23 protein-coding genes and 1 pseudogene are annotated in these 25546 nt (G+C 55.0%); 1 reads left to right on the forward strand and 23 read right to left on the reverse strand.

Annotated features, from left to right (window positions below; genetic code table 11):
• Nucleotides 1-112: 112 nt before the first annotated feature.
• The 8 genes and pseudogenes from MKZ15_RS14750 to MKZ15_RS14785 form a co-directional block, all read right to left on the reverse strand.
• Entirely contained in the window at nucleotides 113-430 is a 318-nt protein-coding gene (locus MKZ15_RS14750) for a stage VI sporulation protein F (RefSeq protein WP_155605517.1), read from the reverse strand.
• Nucleotides 431-505: 75 nt separating this feature from the next.
• A complete protein-coding gene (locus MKZ15_RS14755; protein WP_193418597.1) occupies nucleotides 506-1360 on the reverse strand; it encodes a MurR/RpiR family transcriptional regulator in 855 nt (284 codons plus the stop codon).
• Nucleotides 1361-1447: 87 nt separating this feature from the next.
• Complete coding sequence (locus MKZ15_RS14760) at nucleotides 1448-2899, reverse strand: PTS transporter subunit EIIC (RefSeq protein ID WP_193418599.1); 1452 nt, start codon at nucleotides 2897-2899, stop codon at nucleotides 1448-1450.
• Between the two features lie 42 nt (nucleotides 2900-2941).
• A pseudogene (murQ, locus tag MKZ15_RS14765) lies at nucleotides 2942-3850 on the reverse strand (N-acetylmuramic acid 6-phosphate etherase); the annotation flags it as partial.
• A gap of 186 nt (nucleotides 3851-4036) precedes the next feature.
• Nucleotides 4037-6082: an ATP-dependent DNA helicase RecG gene (recG, locus tag MKZ15_RS14770; RefSeq protein ID WP_339816685.1), complete on the reverse strand. Its 2046-nt coding sequence runs from the start codon at nucleotides 6080-6082 to the stop codon at nucleotides 4037-4039.
• An 821-nt stretch (nucleotides 6083-6903) separates the two neighbouring features.
• On the reverse strand, nucleotides 6904-7776 hold the full coding sequence (locus tag MKZ15_RS14775) for a DegV family protein (RefSeq protein WP_155605522.1): 873 nt from the start codon (nucleotides 7774-7776) through the stop codon (nucleotides 6904-6906).
• Between the two features lie 25 nt (nucleotides 7777-7801).
• A complete protein-coding gene (locus MKZ15_RS14780; protein ID WP_193418603.1) occupies nucleotides 7802-9574 on the reverse strand; it encodes a DAK2 domain-containing protein in 1773 nt (590 codons plus the stop codon).
• Nucleotides 9575-9589: 15 nt separating this feature from the next.
• Nucleotides 9590-9949 (reverse strand): Asp23/Gls24 family envelope stress response protein, encoded by a 360-nt coding sequence (locus MKZ15_RS14785; protein ID WP_193418606.1) that lies wholly within the window; start codon nucleotides 9947-9949, stop codon nucleotides 9590-9592.
• Between the two features lie 210 nt (nucleotides 9950-10159).
• On the opposite strand from MKZ15_RS14785, the gene rpmB reads away from it, so the two are divergent.
• On the forward strand, nucleotides 10160-10348 hold the full coding sequence (gene rpmB / locus MKZ15_RS14790) for a 50S ribosomal protein L28 (protein ID WP_009225259.1): 189 nt from the start codon (nucleotides 10160-10162) through the stop codon (nucleotides 10346-10348).
• Nucleotides 10349-10540: 192 nt separating this feature from the next.
• Here the strand turns inward: rpmB and spoVM are convergent, their stop codons facing one another.
• The 15 genes from spoVM to MKZ15_RS14865 form a co-directional block, all read right to left on the reverse strand.
• Nucleotides 10541-10621: a stage V sporulation protein SpoVM gene (gene spoVM / locus MKZ15_RS14795; RefSeq protein WP_036621610.1), complete on the reverse strand. Its 81-nt coding sequence runs from the start codon at nucleotides 10619-10621 to the stop codon at nucleotides 10541-10543.
• Between the two features lie 139 nt (nucleotides 10622-10760).
• Nucleotides 10761-11435, reverse strand: coding sequence for a ribulose-phosphate 3-epimerase (gene rpe, locus MKZ15_RS14800; protein WP_339816688.1), 675 nt, complete (start codon nucleotides 11433-11435; stop codon nucleotides 10761-10763).
• 4 nt (nucleotides 11436-11439) lie between these two features.
• Entirely contained in the window at nucleotides 11440-12354 is a 915-nt protein-coding gene (gene rsgA / locus MKZ15_RS14805) for a ribosome small subunit-dependent GTPase A (protein ID WP_155605525.1), read from the reverse strand.
• A 32-nt stretch (nucleotides 12355-12386) separates the two neighbouring features.
• Nucleotides 12387-14537: a Stk1 family PASTA domain-containing Ser/Thr kinase gene (pknB, locus tag MKZ15_RS14810; protein WP_213622552.1), complete on the reverse strand. Its 2151-nt coding sequence runs from the start codon at nucleotides 14535-14537 to the stop codon at nucleotides 12387-12389.
• A complete protein-coding gene (locus tag MKZ15_RS14815) occupies nucleotides 14534-15307 on the reverse strand; it encodes a Stp1/IreP family PP2C-type Ser/Thr phosphatase (protein WP_193418610.1) in 774 nt (257 codons plus the stop codon). The genes pknB and MKZ15_RS14815 overlap by 4 nt, the downstream gene beginning before the upstream one ends.
• 6 nt (nucleotides 15308-15313) lie before the next feature.
• A complete protein-coding gene (gene rlmN / locus MKZ15_RS14820; RefSeq protein ID WP_155605528.1) occupies nucleotides 15314-16360 on the reverse strand; it encodes a 23S rRNA (adenine(2503)-C(2))-methyltransferase RlmN in 1047 nt (348 codons plus the stop codon).
• Between the two features lie 150 nt (nucleotides 16361-16510).
• Entirely contained in the window at nucleotides 16511-17899 is a 1389-nt protein-coding gene (gene rsmB, locus MKZ15_RS14825) for a 16S rRNA (cytosine(967)-C(5))-methyltransferase RsmB (RefSeq protein WP_339822435.1), read from the reverse strand.
• A gap of 149 nt (nucleotides 17900-18048) precedes the next feature.
• On the reverse strand, nucleotides 18049-19008 hold the full coding sequence (gene fmt / locus MKZ15_RS14830; RefSeq protein ID WP_193418617.1) for a methionyl-tRNA formyltransferase: 960 nt from the start codon (nucleotides 19006-19008) through the stop codon (nucleotides 18049-18051).
• A 10-nt stretch (nucleotides 19009-19018) separates the two neighbouring features.
• Nucleotides 19019-19501: a peptide deformylase gene (gene def, locus MKZ15_RS14835; RefSeq protein ID WP_155605531.1), complete on the reverse strand. Its 483-nt coding sequence runs from the start codon at nucleotides 19499-19501 to the stop codon at nucleotides 19019-19021.
• Nucleotides 19502-19611: 110 nt separating this feature from the next.
• Nucleotides 19612-22161: a primosomal protein N' gene (priA, locus tag MKZ15_RS14840; RefSeq protein ID WP_339816691.1), complete on the reverse strand. Its 2550-nt coding sequence runs from the start codon at nucleotides 22159-22161 to the stop codon at nucleotides 19612-19614.
• Complete coding sequence (gene coaBC / locus MKZ15_RS14845) at nucleotides 22158-23378, reverse strand: bifunctional phosphopantothenoylcysteine decarboxylase/phosphopantothenate--cysteine ligase CoaBC (protein WP_193418621.1); 1221 nt, start codon at nucleotides 23376-23378, stop codon at nucleotides 22158-22160. Before coaBC ends, priA begins: the two co-directional genes overlap by 4 nt.
• A 95-nt stretch (nucleotides 23379-23473) precedes the next feature.
• Nucleotides 23474-23698, reverse strand: a complete 225-nt coding sequence (gene rpoZ / locus MKZ15_RS14850) for a DNA-directed RNA polymerase subunit omega (protein ID WP_155605534.1) — start codon at nucleotides 23696-23698, stop codon at nucleotides 23474-23476.
• A 60-nt stretch (nucleotides 23699-23758) separates the two neighbouring features.
• Nucleotides 23759-24328 carry a guanylate kinase gene (gmk, locus tag MKZ15_RS14855; RefSeq protein ID WP_339816693.1) on the reverse strand — a complete coding sequence of 190 codons (570 nt, stop codon included), beginning with the start codon at nucleotides 24326-24328 and terminating at the stop codon, nucleotides 23759-23761.
• A 13-nt stretch (nucleotides 24329-24341) separates the two neighbouring features.
• On the reverse strand, nucleotides 24342-24602 hold the full coding sequence (locus MKZ15_RS14860; protein ID WP_018751582.1) for a DUF370 domain-containing protein: 261 nt from the start codon (nucleotides 24600-24602) through the stop codon (nucleotides 24342-24344).
• 53 nt (nucleotides 24603-24655) lie between these two features.
• On the reverse strand, nucleotides 24656-25543 hold the full coding sequence (locus tag MKZ15_RS14865) for a YicC/YloC family endoribonuclease (protein WP_339816695.1): 888 nt from the start codon (nucleotides 25541-25543) through the stop codon (nucleotides 24656-24658).
• Nucleotides 25544-25546: the final 3 nt, after the last annotated feature.

The following is a 25546-nucleotide window of genomic DNA, read 5'->3' on the forward strand; positions in this document are numbered from 1 at the left end:
CGTCTTAGCGCATCCTCTTTCCAAAAACAACCTCCGGAAATAGCAAAAGGCCGCCGGGGCACCATTTCCCCAGGGCCTTGTCACCCGTTACCGCCGTATCGCCGCGCGCTGCTTAACGGAACATTCCCCATAACCGCAGCAAGTGAAGCGTATTGCGCGGGTCGATTCGCTGATCGATGACAAATTGGACGATTTGCTCTTCCTGAGCGCCGCTCAGTCTTTCGCCAAGCACAGAAGAGGCCGTTCTAACGAGCCTGCGTACCTTGACGCGATCCTGCAAATCCGCGCGAGTGAGGCCGTCGACGACCTGCTTGACCCGGTCCTTGATCGCCGGATTTTTCATTTTGAGTTTAACCCGTTCGACCAGCTGCGGACTGATTCCATATTGATGATAACTGGGCACTGTGACTAGCACCTCCTGTCCCGTCATTTCCGGACTTCACCTCTACTATATGACGGGAAGGCTGTCCATAGTGCCTCTAAATCCGAAAGCACTCGCAAGTCGCTAGCTCTGTCTAAGGAACGTCGTCGCTTCATGGGTTTGTCCCAATCTGACGATCGTCTCCTCGTATTGCGTTGAGGCATAAGCGAAGAATAAAATATCGATCATAACCAGTTGAGCCAGGCGAGAGCCAGACGCTCCGCTGCGCAGGGTCGCTTCAGGTGCCTGCGGCGTGTACAGCATCAAATCGGCGAGCTCGGATACTTTATGATTGCCGAAACGGGACAAGCCGATGGTACGTACACCATACTTTTGGGCGACCCGGAACAATTGCAGTACTTCCTTGGTATTTCCGCTGTAAGAGACGCCCATAAACAAGGCCCCTGGCGGAGCGCTTGCCAGCGCGGCTGCAATTAGATGCTCATCCTGTAGCGCGAACGCTTGCTTCCCCAGGCGCAGCCATTTCTGTGCGGCATCCGCTGCTACGATAGCCGAAGCCCCCACCCCGTACATATGGATGACGGAGGCCTTTCGGAAGCTGTCCACCACCTGCTCGATTAATTCCGGCTGCAGGTGAAGCATCGTATCTTGAATGGCTTGGACACTGTTGGACACCGTCTTTTGAATGACGGTTTGAATCGTCTCTCCGCGCTCGATATCGTAATAACCCGGCCTTTGCGGTTTAGCATTATCAACCGACAAACGCATTTTCAGATCAGGAAATCCGCTTAGCCCCAGCGAACGGCATAGCCGGGTAATCGCCGCCGCACTGGTCCCCGCTTTATCAGCGACTGCATGAATACTTAAACCGGAAACCTCCGCCGAAGCCGTCAAAATATATTGAGCCGCTTTTCTTTCTGATTCGGGCAGTTGTTCCAGCACCGCCTCCATTTGCGTAAGTATGCTTCCCGTCGTCACGGTCATCCCCTCCGTATTTCCGATACAAATACAAAAGAAACGCGGCGGCCTGATATAAGGCCGCCAAACGTTCCTCCGCTAGCTGTATTATCTATTATGCTCTATAAGCATCTGCTTTGTAAAACCTAAGAAGTAAGTGAGCAAGAAGCCGGCCACATAGGAGATAATCAACCCGGATAAGTAACCGAGAATCGTCATGCCAATCCCCATTGGACCTTGAATCAGCGGGATCAGGACGAGTCCGGAAGGACCGATCGCCACCGAGCCGACGAAATTCCCCGTCATCGCGAACAAGCCCAGCACCGCGCCGCCAAAACCACCGCCGAGACAAGCGGTCACAAACGGCCGGCCCAGAGGCAAGCTGACCCCGTAAATAAGCGGTTCGCCGATACCAAGGAACCCGACGGGCAAGGCCCCTTTGATCATATTACGCAATCGCGTGTTATGCTTCAGCTTGACATAAATGGCGATCGCCGAGCCGACCTGTCCCGCACCCGCCATGGCCAGAATCGGCAGCAGAGCGGTGTATCCGACCTGAGAAATCAATTCGGCATGAATCGGAATCAGCGCCTGGTGCAAGCCGAACATGACCAGCGGCAGGAACAGCGAAGCTAGGGCGAATCCAGATAGTGGTCCGCCATGAGCCAACAGCCAAGTTGTTACCTGTCCGATGCCCTGGGAGATAATCCCGCTGACCGGCATCAGGAAGAACACGGTAACCAGGCCTGCGATCAACAGCGAAATGGTAGGAGTGACGATGATATCAATTGCAGCCGGCATCCGCTTACGGATCCATTTTTCCAGCAAAGAAATGAATCCTGCGGCCAAAATCGCCCCGATGATTCCGCCCTGCCCCGCGTTAAGCTTAATTTCACCAAACAAGGGGTAGGTGTAGGAGATATTCGCCACCGCCGGTGCGACGATGATCGCCGCCACGGCTCCGCCGAGCGCTGGCGTACCTCCGAACTCTTTCGCGGCGTTCACCCCGGCAAAGATCGTCAAATACCCGAAGAACGCCGAGCCAATCACGCTAATAATCGGTTGGAGCGTAAGCAGCCAGTCTGCAGCGTTCCCGGAGGTAACCAGGTTGTTGATCAAACCGGCTATGCCGTTGATAATCCCCGCTCCCACCAAGGCAGGAATCAATGGAATAAAGATGTTGCCGATTTTCCGCAAGAAATTTTTGAAAGGAGTGTTGTTCTTCTGCTTGAGCTCCGCCTTGATGTCGGAGCCTTCGCGGAACGGCGTCGTTTTGCCGCCAGCTGCTGCCCCGTCGCCGCCATTCCCCTCCGCTTGCAGAAGCTTACCGAACTCCTCTGCGACCTTGTTGACAACACCCGGCCCGAGAATAACTTGATACGTCTCGTCATCAACCACACCAAGTACCCCATCGATCTGTTTGAGCCCAGTCTCATCGATCCGGCTGCGATCCAGGACCGAAACGCGCAACCGGGTCATGCAGTTCGTAAATTGCTCCACATTGCCGGAACCGCCGATGGATTCCATAATCCGTTTTGCCATGCTTTCAAATTTGCTCATTGGGAAGCCTCCTGCCCCTATGGGATGGTCTTATTTGTTTCTTCACTGCATCGTAGACTTCACAGCCTTACCGATAAACCCGTGGCTCTGCTCCAATTTTTCCAAGGCCACCGCATACGTGCATCCCGTCAAGATCATCAGGATCGCCGGTTTCGGTTTCCCCTCGGCAAGGTCCAAGGCGTTTTCAGCGGTAGAGACATCGCAACCGGTCGCCTCCATGACGATTCGCTTCGCCCGATCCGCCAGCTTCTCATTGGTGGGCTGAACATCAACCATCAAATTGCCGTATACCTTACCTAAGCCGATCATCGAGGCCGTAGACAGCATATTGCAGACCAGTTTCTGCGAGGTTCCTGCCTTGAGCCGAGTCGACCCGGTCAATACTTCAGGACCGTTCTCAATCTCGATAGCAATGTCGGAAATGGAGCTTATCGCTGCATTCTTGTTGCAGCTGATGCTAATCGCCTTAGCACCGATACGCTTGGCGTATTCCAATCCGCCGATCACGTAAGGCGTACGCCCGCTGGCAGCTAATCCGACGACTGCATCGTTTCCGGTAAGCCCGAGATTTTGCAGATCAACCATCCCGAGCTCAGCCCGATCCTCCGCTCCCTCAACAGCCTTGATAAAAGCGTTGCTTCCGCCAGCGATCAGCCCAACCACCTGGTCCGGGGAAGTCCCGAACGTTGGCGGACATTCCACCGCATCCAGCAACCCGATCCGTCCGCTTGTGCCGGCCCCCATATAAATCAGCCGGCCTCCTTTGCGGAGCGACTCGGTGATGGCTGCCACGGCCTCGGCGATTTTCGGAATCTCTTGGTTTACCGCTCCGGCTACCTTGGCATCTTCTTCATTCATCACCTTAAGCAACTCGGTCACACCCATTTCGTCCAAGCGCATGGTCCGCTCGTTTCTTGCCTCGGTTGTCAGATTTTCCAACATATAGGTTACTCTCCTTTGTGTGGATCCACATGGTTGTAATCGTTTTCGACTTGATTATAATGCAATTGAGATATTATTTCAACATATTATTTTATGGATGAAATTATATTTCAAGGCATGTTATTTATTATTATTTTGGCGCAAAAAAACCGCCCGCATATCCCGCGAACGGTTCCATCCTTGCTAAATGTTTCGTTAGTCGATCAGCTCACCTTGAAAAATCTGCTCCCGCCGCAAATAATCCCGCAGCGGGCCGTATTCGGGCGACGTCCAGAAGGTCTCGCCCGCCACCAGCCGGGCGGCGTCGTCCCGCGCCGCCTCCAGCACCGCATAGTCGCTGACCATGTCCGCGACGCGAAAATCCGGCACGCCGCTTTGCTTCGTGCCGAAAAAATCCCCGGGACCGCGGAGCTCCAGGTCCCGCCGCGCCACCTCGAAGCCGTCGTCCGTGTCGGTCATGACCTTCATCCGCTCCTGACCGACCTCCGACTTCGGATCGGCGATGAGCACGCAATACGACGCGTGCTCTCCCCGGCCAACGCGCCCGCGCAGCTGGTGAAGCTGGGATAGGCCGAACCGATCGGCATCCATCACAATCATCAGCGTGGCATTGGGCACGTCAACGCCGACCTCGACGACGGTCGTCGAGACGAGCAGCTGCACCTCGTTCTCATAGAACGCGCGCATCACTTCGTCCTTCTCGGCCGCCGTCATCCGGCCGTGCAGCAATCCGACCTTCATGTTCGGGAACGCCTGCTGCATCGACACATACAGGTCGATGGCATTCTGCACGTCCAGCTTGTCCGACTCCTCGATGAGCGGGCAAATTACGTAGGCCTGACGGCCTTGCGACACCTCGCGATCAATAAAGCCAAGCACGCGGTCCATCATGCTGTGCTTCACCCAATAGGTCGTGATCGGCTTGCGCCCCTTCGGCCGCTCCGAGATCGTCGATACGTCCATGTCGCCAAAGGCGGTGATCGCGAGCGTGCGCGGAATCGGCGTGGCCGTCATCGTCAACACGTCAGGGTTAAAGCCTTTGCGCCGCAAAATACTGCGCTGATTAACGCCAAATCGATGTTGCTCGTCGGTAACCACCATACTGAGCGAACGAAAAAATACGTCCTCCTGAATCAACGCATGCGTGCCAACGATGATATCGGTGAGCCCCATTTGCAGGGAGCCAAGCAAATCCTTACGCTTGCGTCCCGTAATACTGCCGGTCAGCAAACCAACCGTGATGCCAAACGGTTCGAACAACCGGGTGAGGGAGCGCATATGCTGCTCGGCCAAAATTTCCGTCGGCACCATAAAAGCGCCCTGGTGCCCGGACTTCACCGCCGCGTACAGGGCAATTGCAGCAATGACCGTCTTGCCGGAGCCAACGTCTCCCTGCAGCAGCCGGTTCATACAGTAAGGCGAGCGCATGTCCTGCAAAATTTCCAGCTCGACCTTCTTCTGCGCATCGGTGAGCTCAAACGGAAGACTGCGCACAAATTCCCGAATCGTGGCGTTATCCACGACATGCGCCACCCCGTCCATGCGATCATGGTTCATCGCCCGATACGCCTGCAGCTTGAGCTGGAACAGGAACAGCTCCTCGTACACCATACGGCGTCGGGCGATTTGCCCCTCCTCGTTATCCTGCGGCTGATGCAGCCGCAGGATCGCCGCCTTGCGAGGCATCAGGCTGTATTTGCGCAACAGATCGGGCGGCAGATTCTCCGGAATCATCTCCCCATATTGCAGCAGCGCTTGTCCGATCGTTTTGCGCATCCAGGCCTGCGTGATTTTGCCGCCAACGGAATAGACCGGCTGCAGGCTGCCGCTGCGCAGCGTCCCCCGGTCGGGAAACTCCGAATCCGTCACGGTGAGCTGGCTCCGGCGCATATCCCATTTTCCGGTTAAAACAATCTCTCGCCCCGTCGTCAACTGGTCCTTGAGGAAATGACGGTTAAACCACGTCGCCGTAAACATCCAGTCTTCCGCGACCATTTTGCACGTGAGCCGCGATTTTCGACCGTACCGTTGGAGTACCGGCAAGCCCATGATTTTGGCCTGTACCGTCACCTTGTCCCCATCTTTGACTTCCGTCAGGGAGCGCAGCCGGTAGTCCTCGTACCGGAACGGATAATATTCGATCAAATCATTCACCGTAAAGATGCCAAAGGCGTGAAGCTCTTCTTTCTTAAGAGCGCTCACGCCGCTAACTTGCTTTACGGGGATGTTATGCAAATCCATCACACCAAATCCCCCACTTTATAGAGGTAGTTCAAAAAGTCATCCTTGGATCACGGAGCACAAGCGAGGAAGCCATTTCGGCGTCGAATCTTGAATTCACCCGGGCCTTCCGTTGCTCACGTAGCTTACAGCTACGCTCCGCTACTCACTCCCTAGCTTCATCCAACCTTCTTGATGCTCCAATCCTGCCTTTTTGAACCTCCATTGAAACAGTAGTTCAAAAAGTCATCCTTGGATCATGAAGCACAAGCGAGGAAGCCATTTCGGCGTCGAATCTTGAATTCACCCGGGCCTTCCGTTGCTCACGTAGCTTACAGCTACGCTCCGCTACTCACTCCCTAGCTTCATCCAACCTTCTTGATGCTCCAATCCTGCCTTTTTGAACCTCCATTGAAACAGTAGTTCAAAAAGTCATCCTTGGATCATGAAGCACAAGCGAGGAAGCCATTTCGGCGTCGAATCTTGAATTCACCCGGGCCTTCCGTTGCTCACGTAGCTTACAGCTACGCTCCGCTACTCACTCCCTAGCTTCATCCAACCTAACGGACACCAGTGACGTTATTCGCCCGATTCTCGGCAGCTTCCGCTTCTAACGGACCGAGAGGCCCTTATTTCGGACAAAAACAACAGGATGGCTGTCCTATATGCCAAATAAGGTCTCTGAAGTCCGTTAGCTTGGGAAATACCCGGGAAATAAGCAAATAAGGTCTCTACGGTCCGTTAAGTTACGTTACGGTCCGTCCCGTTAGGTTTGCTGCCCAAGCACAAACCACGTGCTTCTTCCAAACCTCACGAGTTTGAGGTCCACAACCTAACCCCAATCACTTTGCCGGCCAAATAAACGTCGCCACGGTACCCGGACCGACATGCGTGCCAACGACCGCGCCGATACTGGTGCGGACGATTTCGTGCAACGTGAAGTGTTGGCGTAACATCTCCAGAATCTCCTCGGACCCTTCCGGATTCACGCAGTCGCAAACGGCGACGTTGATATCTTTCACCCCACCGAAATCGTTCACGAACAATTCGATGACGCGGGACACCGCCTTCTTACGGCCTCGGACCTTATCGACAGCGTAGATGACGCCCTCCTGGTCCACCGACAGAATCGGCTTGATGTTCAGCAACGTGCCCAGAATCGCAGCAGCTTTGCCGATCCGTCCGCCCTTTTGCAAATACTCCAGCGAATCAACGAGAAAATACAGTCGCCGAGCTTTTCCTAACCGTTCAACCTCCGCCTGAATCTCTTCGACCGAAGCCCCTTGCTTCGCCATCCGTGCGGCATGCACAACCTGAAGGCCAAAGCCGTATGTCGCGCACAGCGAGTCAATTACCGTTACGTCTACGGGGTGCCCCAATTCCTCCTCCAGCATCTCCTTGGCAAGCACGGCGGATTGATAGGTCCCGCTCATCCCCGAGGAGATATGGATTGAAATGATTGGCGAACCCGGATAGGCCGCAAGTAGGTTGCGGTAAACCTCCACATACTGGGAGGGTGAGGTTTGCGACGTCGTTGGCAGGTCCTTTGACTTCGTTAACTTGTCGTAGAACTCTTCCGCCGTGATGTCGATGCCTTCGAGATAAGATTGGTCACCGAAGGCGAGCCGCATCGGAACAATATGAATACCGTATTCCGACACCGTCTCCTGCGGGATATCCGACGTACTGTCGGCAATGATGACAGCCTGATTCATAGGTATCTTCATCCTCTCCTCGGGATCAGGATTCTACCGAAAATAAATAATAATAAATCGGTTGTCCGCCGTTATGGACCTCGACTTCGACGTCAGGATACTCCTCATGAATCCAGCCCACCAATGCGTCTGTCATTGCTCCATCGGCTTCCTCACCGGCCAGAACCGTCACAATTTCGTCGCCCCCGGCCAACATCTTAGCCAGCAAACCCTGGCTTGTTTCCAACAGGCCTTCTTCGGTTGCTACGATCTTGGAATCGGCGATGCCGATATAGTGGCCGGCCGTAATTTCCAAATCGTCGAACATGGTGTCGCGAACTGCATACGTGACTTGGCCCGTCTTCACATGTTGTACGGCGTTCTGCATGTTATCCTGATTGGACTCCACGCTTTCTTCCTCTTGGAAAGCAAACGCTGCGGCAATCCCCTGCGGGATACTCTTGCTAGGGATAACGGTAACGCTGCGTTCCCCTTCAAGCAAATCGCGCGCTTGCTGAGCGGCCAAGATAATATTGGAGTTGTTCGGCAACACAAACACGTGCTGAGCCGAAATCGATTGGATCGCCTTAACGAAATCCTCGGTGCTCGGGTTCATCGTTTGCCCACCGGACAAAACGACATCGACACCCAGGCTGGTGAAGATTTCCGAAATGCCTTGGCCCGAAGCAACGGCGATAAATCCATAAGGTGCCAGCTCATCGGCAGGCAAACTCGCTGGATCGACGAGGCGTGAAGGTTCTACCGGGACTTCGGCAAACAGCTCCGGCATCGGTGCTGCGTCCATGCCCGCGATCAACAGATCACGGTGCTGCTCGCGCATATTCAAAATATGAATTTGAGTAATTTCACCGTAACGAAGCGCCAAATTCAGCACATCACCCGGTGTTTTGGAATGGACGTGGACCTTAATGATCTCGTCGTCCGCAATCACGATAATCGAATCGCCATTGACTGAAAGCGCTTTCCGGAACTGATCCTCGTCAAAAACAGCATTCTTAATTTCGCCGATCGTTCGATTAATGAAAAATTCCATGTCATACAAGAATTCAATATCCTCGGTTTCCAGCTTTGCTTGTGCCGAAGCCGGGACATGTATCGGTGCAGCGACTGGCGTGTGAAGTTCCGGTTTGGCGATGGCCGCGGGGGCTTGTCCTAAAGTCGCTGCAGCCTCGCTGCTGGCACCTCCGGTCAACCACTGCAAGAATCCTTCATAAATATAAACAAGTCCTTGACCGCCCGAATCCACGACGCCAACCTGTTTCAATACCGGCAACAGCTCCGGCGTACCCGCGAGCGCTTCCTTCGCTTTGGCCAGCACCTCGGTCATCAATTCCGTGATATCCGTTGTTCTGCGCGCATAATATACGGCATGCTTGGCAGCTTCCTTGGCCACCGTCAGAATGGTCCCTTCCACCGGTTTGACGACCGCTTTGTAGGCGGTATCCACCCCGCTTTGCAAAGCAGCGGCAAATTGAACGGTATTCATTTCTTCTAACGAAGCGGCATAACGGCTAAACCCGCGGAACAGCTGGGACAAGATGACGCCAGAGTTCCCGCGTGCGCCCATCAAGAGGCCCTTGGATAAAGTGGCTGCTCTGCTGCCTAAACCTCCGGCTCCATGGTTTTTCAATTCCGTTACGCCAGCGGTCATCGTCAAATTCATATTCGTACCGGTGTCCCCATCGGGTACCGGGAATACGTTTAGAGAATTGACGTGTTCAGCATGCTCCGTGAGCCGCTGCGCACCGACCAATACCATAGCGGTGAAATCTGTTCCAGTTAAAGAACGCTTACTCAATGAAAATTCCCCTTCCTAGCTTGATACGCGTACGTCTTGGACTACGATATTCACCTGATCCACTTCGAGTCCAACGATTTCATTCAATACGTATTTCACTTTGAGCTGTATGTTGTGTGCGACCTCGGAAATTTTCGTGCCATAACTGACTATAATATAAAGATGAATAGCTAATCGATGATTATCCAGGTTCACTTCCACACCCCGGGCCAAGTTCTCTCGCCCCAGCAATTCGGCAATACCGTCCTTCAACTGTTTTCGGCTTGCCATTCCTACCAGTCCATAACACTCCATGGCGGCCGATCCGGCGATAACCTTGATGGCTTCCTCCGAAATATCGATTCGTCCATATTCGGTCGTAAGATTCACAGCCACGCCAACCTCACTCCTTCCATAGAAATTATTATGGACTAAACTATATTGTACTATAAGAACAGAGAGAAATAAATAAAAGAGTCCAACGTCAATATCTGTTGACGGGGCTTTTTTTACTGTGATATTATATTTAAGTATTGTCAATAACCGTGATTTGAAGAGAAACTGTTATTTTCAAGACAGTGTGTACTGGAACAGGAGGTGTAATGAATGGCTCGCAAATGTTATGTGACTGGCAAGAAGCCAGGCAGCGGTAACCATGTATCTCACGCAAACAATCGCAATCGGCGCTCTTGGGGCGTAAACGTGCAGAAGGTCCGGATCTTGGTAGACGGCAAACCGAAACGCGTATACGTCAGCACTCGGGCTTTGAAATCCGGTAAAGTGACCCGCGTGTAATGGCTCGGGACGAACTATAGACAAAAAGCACCTTTTCCTATGGAGGTGCTTTTTTACTACGCTTTTTGCTTTAAGCCGCCAAAAAGGCTAACGCCAGCTGCATTTCTAGCCGCGGTCGATGCATTCCTTTCATGGCGGGAACCGCCAGGCGCGCCCTTTCGCTGCTTGGGGCGGGTTCTCAGGCCCCGCCCGCTAGTTCTTGTGAAACGTGTTCAGTACCGCCTTAACGAAACCTCCCAAAAACTTAGGCAGCTTGAATGTGTAAAATTTCATCGTTCACCCTCCCCATCGTGCTCATGCCTTCACCCATATTCTATGTTCGATGTCATTTACCCGTGTATTCCCGCCACAAAAAAAAGGCTACATGAGAACCTTCGCTCATGTAACCCATTGTATGCACATCTTGAAGCGCCTATGCCAATCCGGCCAGGCTCTCGCGGATTTCTGCCATCGCCGCACGTCGGTCGGCTTGGCCGAACACCGCATTTCCGGCAACTAACACATCCGCCCCCGCTTCCACGACCAGCGGCGCCGTTGCAGCCGCAATTCCGCCATCCACTTCGATCCGCAAATCGCTTAAGCCCAGTTCTTCCTTCCAGGCCTTCAACTGACGAATCTTGCGCAACGTAGCCGGAATGAACGCTTGCCCGCCGAAACCGGGGTTTACCGTCATGACAAGGACAAGGTCCACATCCTCCAGCACCTCGCGAATAGCCGAAGCCGGCGTGGCTGGGTTGATCGCGACCCCTGCTTTAACCCCCTGCTCCTTGATCAGATGCAGCACCCGGTGCAGATGCACGCAGGCTTCGGCGTGCACCGTAATGAGTTGTGCGCCCGCTTTAGCGAAGGCCGGAACGTATTCCTCCGGCTTCTCAATCATCAGATGGACGTCCAGCGGCAGCTTGGTATGCGGAGCGATGGCCTGCAGCACCAGTGCCCCGAAGGTCAGGTTCGGAACGAAGTGTCCGTCCATGACGTCCACATGCAGCCAGTCGGCGCCTCCCCGCTCTACATCGGCGACCTCCTCGCCCAGCTTGGCGAAATCGGCCGATAGAATAGATGGCGCTATATATACGTTGTTGCTCATGACGTCAATACCTCCGCTTCTTCTCCTTCATCTCTTCATGGAACTGTACATAGTGCTCATAGCGAGTCGCGGCGATTTCGCCTTTGTCCGCGGCTTCTCTTACTTTACAGCCCGGTTCGTGCAAATGGCTGCAGCCGCGGAATTTACAACCTTCCGCGTAATCCGTGAATTCCCGGAAGCAGCTGGATAACTCCTCGACGCCCAGCTCGAGAAAATCCAGCTGACTGAAGCCCGGTGTATCGGCTACGTAACCGCCGTTTTCCAGCTCGATCAGCTCGACATGACGCGTAGTATGACGTCCGCGGCCCAGCCTGAGGCTGATTTCGCTCGTCTCTAGCGATAAGCCGAGCATGGCGTTAAGAAGCGAGGATTTCCCGACGCCCGACTGTCCCGAGAAGACGCTGATCTCCCCAGCCAGGCTCGATTTCACTTCCTCGGTTCCCATCCCGGTCACGGAGCTGGTGACGATGACGTCATAACCGATCGATTCGTACAACGCTTTAACCTGGCTAATGATTTCAGGCGTTTCCTCAGGTCCGTCTTCCTCCACCAGATCCTCCTTGGTGAGGCAGATCAGCGTTTTAAGACCCGCATGCTCGATATGCACCAGAAACTTGTCCAGCAATTGCAGATTGAGATCCGGCTCCCGCAAAGAAAATAGCAGCACAGCCAGCTTGGCGTTGGCGACCGGCGGGCGGACGAGCTCCGTTTCCCGCGGCAAAATCTCGTCAACGGTCCCTTCCCCGTTTTCCGTTGGGGAATAGATGACCCGATCGCCCACCAGTGGACTCTCGCCTCTCTTCTTAAAAATGCCGCGGCCACGGCACTGGACGTAACCGTCCGGTGCCCCGGCCTGCGCCGTCGTCGGCTTCACGTAGTAATAACCGCTTAATGCCTTCACAATTAAGCCTTCAGGCATATCGGCCAGCCTCTCTTTCGTATCGGTCTGACTTAATCGCCATGTTTGTCTCGTTTACCCGCCTTTCCTTTACCTTTGACTATGCCCAACTCATTCTGGAGTGAAGCCAGCTTGCCAGATAAAATCATGCCGGTATCGGGTGGGTTATCACCTGAATCCATATCCATCGTATTCTGATCCGTCCCGCCGGTATCCGGGAATTGCGGCACCGGGACGGTTCCTTGCTTGGCATCGATATACGAGATCGGGTAGGTATCCAGCATGACGCCGTCACGCGTTACGGTCACGTAACCGTTCTTGTTTGGCGCCAGAACCAGATCTACCGCCAAGTATTGCGCTTTACCTACCTTCTGCGTGCCCCATTCGCGGCCTTCGCCTCGAGCATCCCCGTATACGATCGTGTATTTGCTGATTTGACCTTCTTGGGCTGGTACGGCCGGCACCTGGAACGTATAGTTGATCGCTTCCGGCGGATACCCGGTGCTAACGAACAAGGTGACCTCCGAACCCGGAGCTACGGTATCGTTTGGCGCGTACGGCCACTGTTTTGTGACTTTGCCCGCCTCAACTTCAAAACTCGTCTCTTGCTTTATGCCATCCGCGGCCAGCTTTAAACCAAGCTCGGTAATCGCTGCTTCCGCTTCCGCTTGCGTCTTGTTCACGAGATCCGGCATTTTCACCTCAGCCGGTCCTTTGCTGACCTTCAGCACGATGTCTACCGACTCCGGATTAAACTCCGCACCGGCGTCCGGCGATTGGCTGATGATCATGTTCGGTTCGATCTCGTTGCTGTTTTCCTCTTTTCTCGTCACACGGGCTTCGTCAACACCAAGATCCTTTAATTGCTTCAGCGCCTCTTCGTAAGTCCCGGTTAACGCCGGCATTTTCTCCAGCGGTTTCTCCGTGCTAACCTTCAGGTCGACGGCCGAACCTTCCTTCACCATCGTGCCCTCCGGCTTGCTCTGCTCATAGACGATGCCCTCATTCACGCCTTCTTTGTATTCCCGGGTGATGTCCCCGACGGCAATACCTTTATCAGTCAGCGTCTGAATGGCCTTTTCCTCTTCCAGGTTGATTACGTTTGGCACCGCGACTTCAGGGACGGTGACCAGGTTCGTGACATACCAGGCGACACCGGCCAAAGCGAGCAAGACGACCAATGTCAGGCTGACCCAGAGCGCCGGCTTTCCCAAAACCTTCTTCTTTTGGGAACTGCCTCGCTCCTCTACTGCCGTCCCTCCATCACGGGATAGCTTGGAAGGACCTGCCGAAGAACCTTGATTCTGCGGCCGGATCGCCGGAATGATTCGCGTGCTGTCTTCGTCATGATCTTCAATAAAGGCCAGTTTGGATTCCATTTTTCGTTCCGGCAGCAGGCAGGTTTCCAGATCCCGCAGCATCTCCTTGGCGGATTGATACCGTTCAGCCGGATTTTTACGCATCGACTTGAGAATAATGTTCTCTACGCTTTGCGGAATCATCGGGTTAACCAACCGCGGCTCGTCAAATTGCTCCTGCAGATGTTTCAACGCTACGCTAATCGGGCTTTCGCCAAGGAACGGCAACCGGCCTGTCAGCATTTGATACAACACAATTCCGAGCGAGTACAGGTCGGACTTCTCTCCGGTGGCGACACCTTTGGCATGCTCCGGCGAGAAATAATGCACCGAGCCCACTACTGAGCCGGTTTGCGTAATCGTCGCCGATGTGACCGCACGCGCAATCCCGAAATCGGTTACCTTCACTCGTCCGTTTCGCCCAATTAAGATGTTATGAGGCTTAATATCGCGATGAATGATTTGGTTTTGATGGGCGTGATCCAATGCATCAGCGATCTGCGATGCGATCCGTACGGATTCATCGACCTGCAGCGGGGCGCGTTCTTTGATGATTTCGTTCAGGTTCTGACCTTCAACGTATTCCATGACGATGTAATGGACTTCGTCTTCTTGTCCGACATCGTACACGCTGACGATATTCGGGTGCGACAAGGAAGCGGCAGATTGCGCCTCCCGGCGGAAACGCCGGATAAATTCCTCGTCGTTCACAAATTGTTGACGCAGCACTTTGATGGCCACGTAGCGGTTCAGCAAAAGGTCCTGCGCCTTGTATACCAGCGCCATGCCCCCTCCGCCGATCCGTTCGATAATTTGATAACGACCGCCCAATTCGTGTCCGATCATGAATTCCACTCCTTTATGCCTGACCCGGCATCTTCATGTTGTTCCAGCAGAGCGACGCTGATGTTGTCGTCGCCTCCCGCGTTCAACGCCAGCTGGAGCAAACGATCGGCCCGATCGTGTAATCCAAGATCGCCCTTTCCGAGCGTCAGGATCATTTGTTCCGGCGTCACGTAATTGCTGAGCCCGTCGCTGCATAGCAGCAGAATATCCCCCGGCTCCAGCGACACCCGGTTCATGTCCACCTCCACGTGCTCATCGGTGCCCAGCGCGCGGGTTACCACGTTGCGGTGTGGATGAACCGTTGCTTCCTCTTCGCTGATCTGTTTGTTTTTCAACAGCTCGTTGACGAGCGAGTGATCATCGGTCAGTTGAACCAACTGACCTTGCCGGAAATGGTAAGCCCGACTGTCTCCGATATGGGCGATCACCCCGTCGCTGCCCTCAAATATTCCGGCAACCACCGTGGTGCCCATGCTGTGGTATTCCACATGTTCTGTTGCTTTGCGGAACACGGCATCGTTCGCGTGAAGAATCGCTTTCCTTAATTCTTCCCCGCAGGCTTCCGCCGATAACCCCGCCGGCAGCTCTCCCAGATCCCCGGTAATGGTCTCAACCGTCATGCGGCTGGCAATGTCTCCCGCCTGATGGCCGCCCATCCCGTCCGCGACAATCGCTAGCGTATACCCCGACTCCAGCCGGCCTACCCACGTGCTGTCCTCATTGACGGAACGAACTCGTCCCACATCACTCACATAAACACAATTCATCACATTCGCTCACCTCGCACCAGACTCCATGTGCTTCGCCCGCAGTTGCCCGCAGGCCGCGGCAATATCATGGCCTTGCTCGCGGCGGATCGTCACATTGATGCCTTTATCCGCCAGTATGCGCTGAAATTGAAAAATATCGTTGCGCGACGTTCTCACGTACTTGCGCTCCGGCACATAGTTGACCGGAATCAAATTGACGTGACATAACATATCCTTCAGCACGCCGGCCAGTTCCTCCGCATGCTCCGGCTGGTCATTAACCCCGCCGATGAGCGCGTACTCGAACGTGATGCGGCGGCCGGTTTTAGCGATATAATAACGCAGCGACTCCATCACGTCGTCAAACGGAAAGCGCCGGTTGACCGGCATCAGCTTGGAGCGGAGCGCATCGTTTGGCGCATGAATCGATATCGCCAGATTGATTTGCGTGTCCTCGTCCGCAAACCGATAAATGTTCGGGACAATCCCGCTCGTTGATACAGTAATATGCCGTTGTCCGATGTTCAAGCCCTTTTCATGAATCATAATCCGTAAAAATTTCATTGTCGCGTCATAGTTTTCGAACGGTTCGCCCGTTCCCATAATAACGATACTACTAACGCGCTCCCCTCTCGTATCCAGGATTTTCTGCGCCTGCACAACCTGAGCGACGATTTCTCCCGGCGTCAGGTTACGCTTCAAGCCGCCCAACGTCGAGGCACAAAACGTACAGCCCACTTTACAACCGACCTGGGTAGTTACGCAGATACTGTTGCCGTAATTGTGCTTCATGATAACCGTTTCAATCGCATGATCGTCATGCAGCCCGAACAGGAATTTCACCGTCCCATCCTTCGATTCGAGCTTGGTAATTTCCCGCAGGGTAACGAACGCGAATTCATCGTGCAGCTTCTGCCGTAGCGGCTTGGACAGATTCGTCATCTCTTCGAAAGAGCTGACGCGCTTCACATACAGCCAATCGAAAATTTGGCCGCCGCGAAACGCAGATTCTCCCTGCGAGACGGCCCATTCCTGTAAATCTTCCAACGTATAATCATATATAAAAGGTTTCATTTTCACACACCTGTCCATGTTAATTTCAAAATTTGTCCACTCATTCTTCCCATTTTATCATAAATCGCCTTTCGACTAAAGTCGCAAGCCGTGACATGTCCACGCAAAAAGGCCAAGCCCGCCAGTTACGGCGCCGCTTGACCTATCTTGTCATCCGTTTCCTTCGCTCTTCTTGCGCAACCTGGCGATATAAAATCCGTCCGAATGGGCGTCCTGCGGCAAAATCTGCAGGCCGGCTTCCACCCGCCCTGCAGCGGCTTCCAAAGGCTGCCGCCCGCTCCAGCCAGCCGGTTCATCCACGGCTAGCTCGAATTCCGGATGGCGGTTCAGGAAGGAGGCGACCATCTCGGCATTTTCTCGCGGCTCGATCGTACAGGTGCTATAGACAAGCAAGCCGCCCGGTTTCAACAGCCCGCTCGCCGAGTCTAGGAGCGCCCGCTGAACGCCGGCGATCTCCGCCACATCTCCCGGGGTCTTTGCCCACTTCAAATCCGGTTTCCGGCGGATGACGCCAAGCCCGGAGCAAGGAGCATCCAGCAAAATCCGGTCAAAGGAAGACGCATCCAGCCGCTCGGCCAACTGCATCGCATCGCTCGACAACGTATCGATATTTTCCAGGTCTAAACGCTTAGCCTGGTCCTCAATCAGTTTCGCTTTGTGCGGATGAATGTCGTTCGCCAGCACTCGGCCGCGGCCTTCCATGATCTCGGCGATATGGCATGTCTTGCCTCCGGGCGCCGCGCAGCAATCCAGCACGGTCATGCCTGGTCGCGGATCCAGCGCTTCGGCCACCAGCATCGAGCTTTCATCCTGTACGGAAATCAAGCCCTCCCGGTACCACGAGGTCAGCGCCATATTGCCGCCGCTATGTACTACGATACCGTCAGGCGAGATCTTCGAAGCCGCAGCCTGCAGACCTTGCTCCTCCATCAGACGTATCATTTCGTTCCTGCTTATTCTCGCCCGATTGACCCGAACGCTGACCGAAGGTGGCTCGTTATTGGCTCGGCAAATCGCTTCGGCCGCCTCCTCGCCATATTGCCGAATCCAGAGATTGACCATCCACTCGGGATGGGAATGCTCAAGAGCGATGCGCTGCACAGGCTCCATTCCCTCTGGGAAACGCAGTTCTTCCTTTCTGCGCAGGACGCTGCGCAAGACGCCGTTTACCATGCCAGAGATCCCTTGATGCCCCTTCTTTTTAGCCAGGTTCACCGCTTCGTTCACGGCAGCATGCGGGGGAATCCGGTCAAGGTAATGCAGCTGGTAGAAGCTGAGCCGCAACAAATTACGGACCCAGGGCGCCAGTTTCGCCAGTCCCTTCGTTACAAACGGCTCCAGAAAATAATCGATGGTATTCAACCGCTGAATAGTGCCGTAGACCATCTCGGTTGCGAGTCCAGCGTCCGGTCCGGTCAACCCGGATTTTTGCAGGGCCCCGTTCAGCAGCAGATTGCTATAGGCGCCCTCCTGCTCGACGGCCGTCAATACCTGCAGCGCCACGCTGCGGGCCGACGGAGCTATCAAACCACGGCCCATCCCCTGGGAGGATGACGTTCCGGTTGGCTTCGCTGGTTTTCGGCCGTCCCCGCCGGCTGGTCTCATTGCTCCTCGGCCTTGGCCCGGCCCTTTGCCGCTCGAGCCCGTGCCCGTGCCTGTGCCCAAACCCGAGCCATGATTGGCGCGGCTCATGACAGGACCGTCCCGATGCTCATCACACCGCCGCGTATGAACTCGCCGGCCTCCATCGCTTTCTTGCCGGCAGGCTGAACCCGGGTCAGCCATACGGAGCCATCACCGGTTCTAACTTGAATCCCCTGCGGCGAGAGCGCCAGCACTGTCCCCGGCACTTGTCCAACCCTCAACGGTTCCGCCCCTGCAGATGCACCGCCTTCCGCTGGCTTGGCTACCGCCCAGACCTTGAACACCTCGCCGTTCCAGGTCGTAAATCCGCCGGCGAAAGGTACAAGTCCCCGTACGCGATCATAAATTTGCCGCGAGGTTGCGCTCCAGTCGATGCGCTCGTCCTCACGCGACAGATTCGGCGCATAGGTCGATTCCGCATCGTTCTGAGGAATGCGTGCCGCCGTCCCGGCAAGGATCTGCGGCAGCTGCTCCAGCAGTAACCGCGCTCCGGCTTCGCTCAGCTTCTCGAACAATGTGCCCGACGTATCCTCATCCTCGATTGGCACAACGGCTTTAGCGATCATGTCGCCGGTATCGAGCCCCTCGGCCATGTACATCAAGGTGATACCCGTTTCTTTCTCACCGTTAATGATCGCCCGCTGAATCGGCGCCCCGCCGCGGTATTTCGGCAGCAGCGATCCGTGCACATTCAAGCAGCCGTATTGCGGCAGCTCAAGCACGCCTTTCGGCAAAATCTGGCCATACGCCGCGGTAACGATCAAATCTGGCTGAAGTGCAGCAATTTCCGCCACAGCCTCCGGCGCGCGCATCCGTGTGGGTTGCAGCACGGGAAGCCCACGGCGCAAAGCGGCTTCCTTCACCGGCGTCGGCGTCAGCACCTTCTTACGGCCTTGCGGCCGATCCGGCTGCGTGACGACGCCAACAACGTTATAACCTTCGCGCAGCAGCCCTTCGAGTGAAGGCACCGCAAACGCCGGCGTCCCCATAAAAACGATATTCATCGGGCGGTATTCACTCCTTCTCTTCACCTTCAGGTGTAATCTCATATACTCTTTCCGCCACATCCGTATACAGCACACCGTTCAGATGGTCAATCTCATGTTGAAAAGCCCGTGCCAGCAGTTCCGAACCTGTATACGTCACTTCCTTGCCGTTGCGGTCCAGCCCTTTGACCGTAACGGTCATCGCCCGGCGGACATCCCCGCGATAACCTGGAATACTAAGGCAGCCCTCCGGCCCAAATTGCTCGCCTTCCGTGGACACGATTTCTGGATTAACCAGCTCGATCAGTCCGTGCTCATCCCCGACATCCACCACGATCAACCGTTTGAGGATGCCGATTTGCGGTGCAGCCAGACCGACGCCCTCTGCGTCGTACATCGTATCTGCCATATCGGTTAACAGTTTCTGAATGTTGGGTGTAATTTTCTTGACTTCCTTGGCTACTTCGTGCAGCACTTCGTCCGGTTCCTTCACGATAATCCGAATCGCCATGGTGACACTCCCTTTCCCGTCTTCACTTTGCTAGTTTCTATGGCTCTTTCCTTATTCTAACCCAAATATATGTCAACGGATAAAAAATGGATCATTTCAAGCGCAATCCATTACATCAGCATTTGGGGATCAACGTCGATGCTGATCTGAAGGATCGCATCGCGCAATTGGTCCAGCGTCGTCGCCGCTGTCTCCCGGACCAGGCCCACCGCGTCGAGCTCGCCGCGGTATTTCACCATGCATTGGAACCGGTAGCGGTTCTTGATCCGCGGAATCGGCGAGGCCACCGGGCCTAGAATGTCCAGTGCGGCTGGCGCAAACCGATCCAGGCTACCAAACCACCCTTGGCGCTGAGCTTTAGCTCGCAGGTCACCGGCAAAATTCTCCGCCATCCGCAGCAGCAGCGGCAGCTTCTCATGCGACAACGTGACCAGGATTAACCGGCTGTAAGGCGGATAATGGAGCGTCTTGCGCGTTTTTAACTCTTCGCGGACGAACGACAAATAGTCATGACCGCTGGCGTGAACGATGGAATAATGCTCCGGCATATAAGATTGAATGAATACTTCCCCAGGGAGCTGATGCCGCCCTGCTCGGCCGGCGACCTGCGTCAGGAGCTGGAACGTTTTCTCCGCCGAACGGAAATCCGGAAAGTTCAGCGCCGTATCCGCGGCGATGACGCCAACCAGGGTTACGTCGGGGAAATCTAGCCCCTTCGCCACCATCTGCGTTCCTAACAGCACATCGCCTTTCTTTTCGCGGAACGCTTGCAGTAGCTTCTCGTGAGCCCCTTTTTCGCTGGTGGTGTCTACGTCCATGCGAATGACGCGGATGCCGGGGAACAGCTTGGCCAATTCCCCTTCGACCCGCTGGGTCCCGGTTCCGAAGTACCGGATATGCTCGCTGCCGCATTCCGGGCAAACGGACGGCGCGACTTCCGCGTAACCGCAGTAATGGCAACGCAGATTGTTCGACTTCTGATGATAAGTCAGCGAAATGTCGCAATCCGGGCACCCGGCTACATAACCGCAGGTCCGACACATCACGAACGTCGAATATCCGCGTCTGTTAAGCAACAGCACGGTTTGTTCGCCGCGCTCCAGCCGGGTTGCAATCCCCTGATGTAGCGCGCGGCTAAACATCGAGCGATTCCCTTCCTTCAGCTCCTCCCGCATGTCGACGATTTGAACGCCCGGCAACTGACTGCCGGAAGGACGCTGCTTCATTTCCAGCAATACAGGCGCAAACTCGCCGTAATCGCCGCCTCCCGAACGCGCCGCATGATAACTTTCCAGCGAAGGCGTGGCCGAACCCAGAATCACGGCTGCCCCATGCTGGCGAGCTCGCATCACCGCCACGTCCCGGGCATGATATTTCGGCGTCTCCTCTTGCTTATAGGAGGTCTCATGCTCTTCGTCCATCACGATCAACCCCAGATGGTTAAACGGAGCAAAGATCGCCGAGCGTGCGCCGATGGCCACCTCCACGCGACCCTCGCGAATTTTACGCCATTCGTCGTAACGTTCGCCGGTGGACAAGCGGCTGTGCATCACCGCTACCTTCGCGCCGAAACGCCCCTTAAACCGTTCGACCATCTGCGGGGTTAGCGAAATTTCCGGCACCAGCACAATCGCCTGCCGGCCCGACGCGATGCAGCGTTCGATCGTCTGCAAATACACCTCGGTTTTACCGCTGCCCGTGACGCCATGCAGCAGGAATACTTCATGCCGCTCCGCGTCCAGCGATTCCGCCAGACGGTGGTAGACCCGCTCTTGCTCCGGCGTTCGCGTCAGCGGTTCGCTATGTTGAAAGCGCCGACCTTGGTACGGATCGCGAAACACCTCAACGTCCTCAATGACAGCAAAGCCCTTTTCCGCCAGCTTTTTGACCGTTCCGGCCGTTACCTGTAGCGTCGACAATACTTCCTGCAGCGACATCGGCAAACCCAGCTCCAGCAGAAACTCCAGTACTTCCTTTTGACGGCGCGCCTGCGGACCAAACGAAGCTAACGCTTCCTGTGCTGCTTGGCCGCTAACTGAGGCAGACACGGTTTTGACCGTCTTCTTGCGCACCTTGTCCTTAATCGCTTGGCTTTCCGTCAGCACCCCCCGGGCCAGCATATCTTTGATCAAGCTGGCTGCGTCCGGGTATCTTGCGCCCAACTGGGTCATCGTTACCGAGTCGGAGGCCCGGACAAAGCCCAGAATCTCCTCTTCTTCCGGCGTAACGAGACGCGGCAACGCAAATAGGCGGTCTATGCTATCCGACGATCCCTCTTCGACCGTGACATCGGCGCCCGCCACGCGGATATACCGCTCGGCCTTGCCCTTTAAAGCCGCCGGAATCATCGCCTGCAACGCCGCAATCAGGCTGCAAGCGTACTTACGGCTCATCCACTCCGCCAATTCAACGAGATCCGGCGGCATCGGCGGCGTCATGTCGAGCAATTCCTGAATCGGTTTCATCCGTGCCCGGTCCATCTCCGGCTGTTCGTGCAGGGAAACAACAAACCCCTGAACCGTACGACGCCCGAACGGAACGCCAACCCGGCTGCCCACCTCGATCCAGCCGGCCATCGATTCAGGGATTAAATAGTCAAAAGGCCGGTCGGTTTCCCGGCTCGGCACATCGACAATTACTTTGGCCATACGGTAGGTCATCGGTTCGTTCCCGCCAAACGCTCGCTGGCCAGCTCCAGAATTCGAAGCGCCACTTCGTCCTTGGCCATTTGCGGCACGGACAGAACCAAGCCGGACAAATCGTAGATGTTCACGATGTTGGTTTCGGAACCGAACCCCGCTCCCTGCGCGGTAACGTCGTTCGCGACCAGGAGATCGCAGTTTTTGCGTTTCAGCTTATCCATGGCGTGCTGCTCCACGTTCTCCGTTTCAGCTGCAAATCCGATCAGGAACTGCGTCGTTTTCTGCTTACCCAGTGTTTCTAGGATATCGATGTTTTTCACCAGCTCCAGCACGAGAGAATCATCGCTTTTTTTGATTTTTTGGACAGCGGTTTCCTTCGGCCGATAATCCGCTACGGCCGCCGCCTTGACCAGAATATCCGTATCCGCCCATTCCGCCCGTACCGCCTCGTACATGTCTTGAGCCGAGAGTACACGGGTGACCGGGATGCCGGTCGGCGGCTCCACCTGGGTATGCCCCGCAATCAGCACGACCTCCGCACCGAGGCGCTGTGCCGCTTTGGCGATGGCGAACCCCATTTTTCCCGAGGAATCGTTGGTGATATAGCGGACCGGGTCGATCCGTTCCACCGTACCGCCTGCGGTGATAACAACCTTCTTGCCGCTCAAAGGCTTTTGCGAAATACGGGCTTCCCGGGCATAATAGTCGTTAACAACCTGGACGATCGACTCCGGCTCCTCCATTCGCCCTTTCCCGGTATATCCGCACGCCAGCAGACCTTCCCCGGGTTCGATCATCAAGACGCCTCGCGCCGCCAGCTCCGCTAAATTGCGGGTGACCGCCGGATGCTCATACATGTGCACATTCATCGCCGGCGCAAGCATGATCGGAGCCTGGGTCGCCAGCAGCGTGGTCGACAGCATATCGTCAGCGATCCCTGCCGCCATTTTTCCGATGATATTCGCCGTTGCCGGCGCTACCAATACCAGATCCGCCCAATCGGCTAAATGAATGTGTGCGATCGATTCGGCATGCTTCTCGTCAAAGGTGTCGGTGTATACGAAATTTTTCGATAACGCCTGCATCGTCAGCTCTGTGATGAATTGGGTCGCAGAATCGGTCATGATCACGCGGACCTCCGCGCCTTCCTTCACCAGCTTGCTGCATAAGGACGCCGCTTTGAACGCGGCAATGCCGCCGGTCACGCCTAATAGAATCTTTTTGCCGGTTAACATCGCTACCCCTCGCTTTCCCCAAACGAAAAAAATAACAACCTCGCGGTTGTCGTAAAAAGAAGCCCGGAGGCCTTTCGTATATGTCTATAAGTTATCTAGTCTTTGGTATTCTCGACGATCTCTCCGATTTGGGGTTTCAGCTTGATGTAGTCGCCATAGATCTCTTCGAGGGCGATGCCCACTTGTTTATGCGATCTTGGCTGCTTCAATTCGCTTTTCTCCCCTTCGCGCAGCTGTCTGGCACGCCGGGAGGCGGCGACAACTAAAGAGTACTTGCTTCCGACTATTCCGAGCATTTTGTCAATCGATGGATACAGCATGTTCAAAACACCTCTTCTTATTTGGACTCATCACCCTATGAACGTTGGACTTTAGCACGACTATCTAATTTTGCAATGTTCGGCGATGATAATGGATTGTATTCTTTGGCAGGCCAAATCGATCTCGTCATTCACGACGGCGTAATCATAATTCTCCATCAATCCGATCTCGTGGGCCGCCACACTCATGCGGTGATCGATCGTGGCCTGATTCTCCGTGCCCCGGCCTTGAATACGGCCTTTCAGCTCATCAAGTGAAGGAGGAAGCAGGAACACGAACACGCCTTCGGGGAATTTCTCCTTAACCTTGAGCGCCCCTTGAACCTCGATTTCCAAAATGATATCCTTCCCGCCAGCCAGCGTCTCTTCCACGAAATCGCGGGGAGTTCCGTAATAATTGCCGACGTATTCCGCATACTCCAAGAGCTGGTCATTTTCGATCATTCCCAAAAACTGCTCCCGGCTTTTGAAAAAATAGTTAATGCCGTTTTCTTCCCCCAACCGGGGTTGCCGTGTGGTGGCTGATACGGAATAAACCAGCTCCGGCATCCGTTTGCGCAGCTCGGTGCATACCGTGCCTTTGCCAACGCCAGACGGCCCGGACAATACGATAAGTAACCCTTTAGACATATCTCTCTCCATTTTATTCGTCGTTGTCTTCATCTTTGGTGGACAAACGGTGAGCGACGGTTTCCGGCTGCACCGCCGACAATATCACATGATCGCTGTCCGTGATGATCACGGCACGCGTCCGTCGCCCGTATGTAGCGTCGATCAACATATGGCGATCCCTCGCCTCCTGAATGATCCGCTTGATCGGCGCGGACTCAGGGCTGACGATCGAAATAATCCGGTTGGCCGATACGATATTTCCGAAGCCGATGTTAATAAGTTTGATTGCCATGTTCAGGTAGTTCCCCCTAATTTGCTTGACTCACCTGGTGCCGATGGGATGGCTTATTCGAGATTCGCCGCCTGTTCGCGGATCTTCTCCAATTCCGCCTTCATCTCGACGACCAGGTTGACTAGAGCCAAATGATTGGCTTTAGATCCGATCGTATTGGTTTCCCGGTTCATTTCCTGTATAAGAAAATCCAGCTTGCGGCCTACCGGTTCATATGCCTGAAGCAGGCTGCGGCACTGCTCGAAGTGGCTCTTCAGACGAATCAGCTCTTCGTCAATGTTGGACCGGTCTGCAAACACGGCCACTTCCATCGCAAATCGCTGTTCATCATAATTCCCATCCAGCAATTCGGCAAGCCGCCCTTTCAGACGGCTCCGGTATTCACTCACGACTTCCGGAGCCAACCGGACTAACTCACCGTGAATCGCCTCCAACCGCAGCAGGCGTTGACCCAAATCCGCGGCCAGATGCTTCCCTTCCCGCTCCCGCATGCCCAGAAGCCCAATCAGCGCTTCCTCCAAGCCTTCGGTCAATATCTGTTCCCAGTCAGACTCGGCACTGCCGGCCGGTGTTACTTCCGCAGGTGCCGTCAAAGCGTCCGGCAGGGACAAGAGATCCCTGGCGCTAAGCTTCGCATCAACGCTATAGTGTCGGGCGAGCTCATCAGCAGCCTTTAGATACGCTTCGACGGCCGGCCGGTTCAACACATAAGGAAGGGTGCCGGATTCATCGCGTTCTTTACTGATGTACACATCAATACGTCCCCGTTTGATATGGCGCTGAACCAGACGCCTAAGTCCGTCTTCATAGCACGTCCATTCCCGCGGCATCCGCAGGACGACCTCGGCGTACCGGTGGTTGACGGACTTGATTTCAAATTGGACGACGTAACCGCCATACGATCTGACGGCCCCACCGTACCCTGTCATACTGTGCGACACAGG

The organism is Paenibacillus sp. FSL R7-0216 (assembly GCF_037969915.1).
Classification (GTDB): Bacteria; Bacillota; Bacilli; order Paenibacillales; family Paenibacillaceae; genus Fontibacillus; species Fontibacillus rhizolycopersici.

Coding starts and splice junctions, on each gene's coding strand:
- rpe (WP_339816688.1), bottom strand. CDS start 11,435: ATGAGCAACAACGTATATATAGCGCCATCTATTCTATCGGCCGATTTC.
- fmt (WP_193418617.1), bottom strand. CDS start 19,008: ATGAATATCGTTTTTATGGGGACGCCGGCGTTTGCGGTGCCTTCACTC.
- def (WP_155605531.1), bottom strand. CDS start 19,501: ATGGCGATTCGGATTATCGTGAAGGAACCGGACGAAGTGCTGCACGAA.
- MKZ15_RS14760 (WP_193418599.1), bottom strand. CDS start 2,899: ATGAGCAAATTTGAAAGCATGGCAAAACGGATTATGGAATCCATCGGC.
- recG (WP_339816685.1), bottom strand. CDS start 6,082: ATGGATTTGCATAACATCCCCGTAAAGCAAGTTAGCGGCGTGAGCGCT.
- coaBC (WP_193418621.1), bottom strand. CDS start 23,378: ATGTTAACCGGCAAAAAGATTCTATTAGGCGTGACCGGCGGCATTGCC.
- MKZ15_RS14860 (WP_018751582.1), bottom strand. CDS start 24,602: ATGGCAATCAAACTTATTAACATCGGCTTCGGAAATATCGTATCGGCC.
- rpoZ (WP_155605534.1), bottom strand. CDS start 23,698: ATGCTGTATCCATCGATTGACAAAATGCTCGGAATAGTCGGAAGCAAG.
- gmk (WP_339816693.1), bottom strand. CDS start 24,328: ATGTCTAAAGGGTTACTTATCGTATTGTCCGGGCCGTCTGGCGTTGGC.
- rsgA (WP_155605525.1), bottom strand. CDS start 12,354: ATGCCTGAAGGCTTAATTGTGAAGGCATTAAGCGGTTATTACTACGTG.
- spoVM (WP_036621610.1), bottom strand. CDS start 10,621: ATGAAATTTTACACATTCAAGCTGCCTAAGTTTTTGGGAGGTTTCGTT.
- rpmB (WP_009225259.1), top strand. CDS start 10,160: ATGGCTCGCAAATGTTATGTGACTGGCAAGAAGCCAGGCAGCGGTAAC.
- MKZ15_RS14750 (WP_155605517.1), bottom strand. CDS start 430: ATGACGGGACAGGAGGTGCTAGTCACAGTGCCCAGTTATCATCAATAT.
- pknB (WP_213622552.1), bottom strand. CDS start 14,537: ATGATCGGACACGAATTGGGCGGTCGTTATCAAATTATCGAACGGATC.
- MKZ15_RS14775 (WP_155605522.1), bottom strand. CDS start 7,776: ATGAATCAGGCTGTCATCATTGCCGACAGTACGTCGGATATCCCGCAG.
- priA (WP_339816691.1), bottom strand. CDS start 22,161: ATGACCTACCGTATGGCCAAAGTAATTGTCGATGTGCCGAGCCGGGAA.
- rlmN (WP_155605528.1), bottom strand. CDS start 16,360: ATGAAACCTTTTATATATGATTATACGTTGGAAGATTTACAGGAATGG.
- rsmB (WP_339822435.1), bottom strand. CDS start 17,899: ATGGGCCGTGGTTTGATAGCTCCGTCGGCCCGCAGCGTGGCGCTGCAG.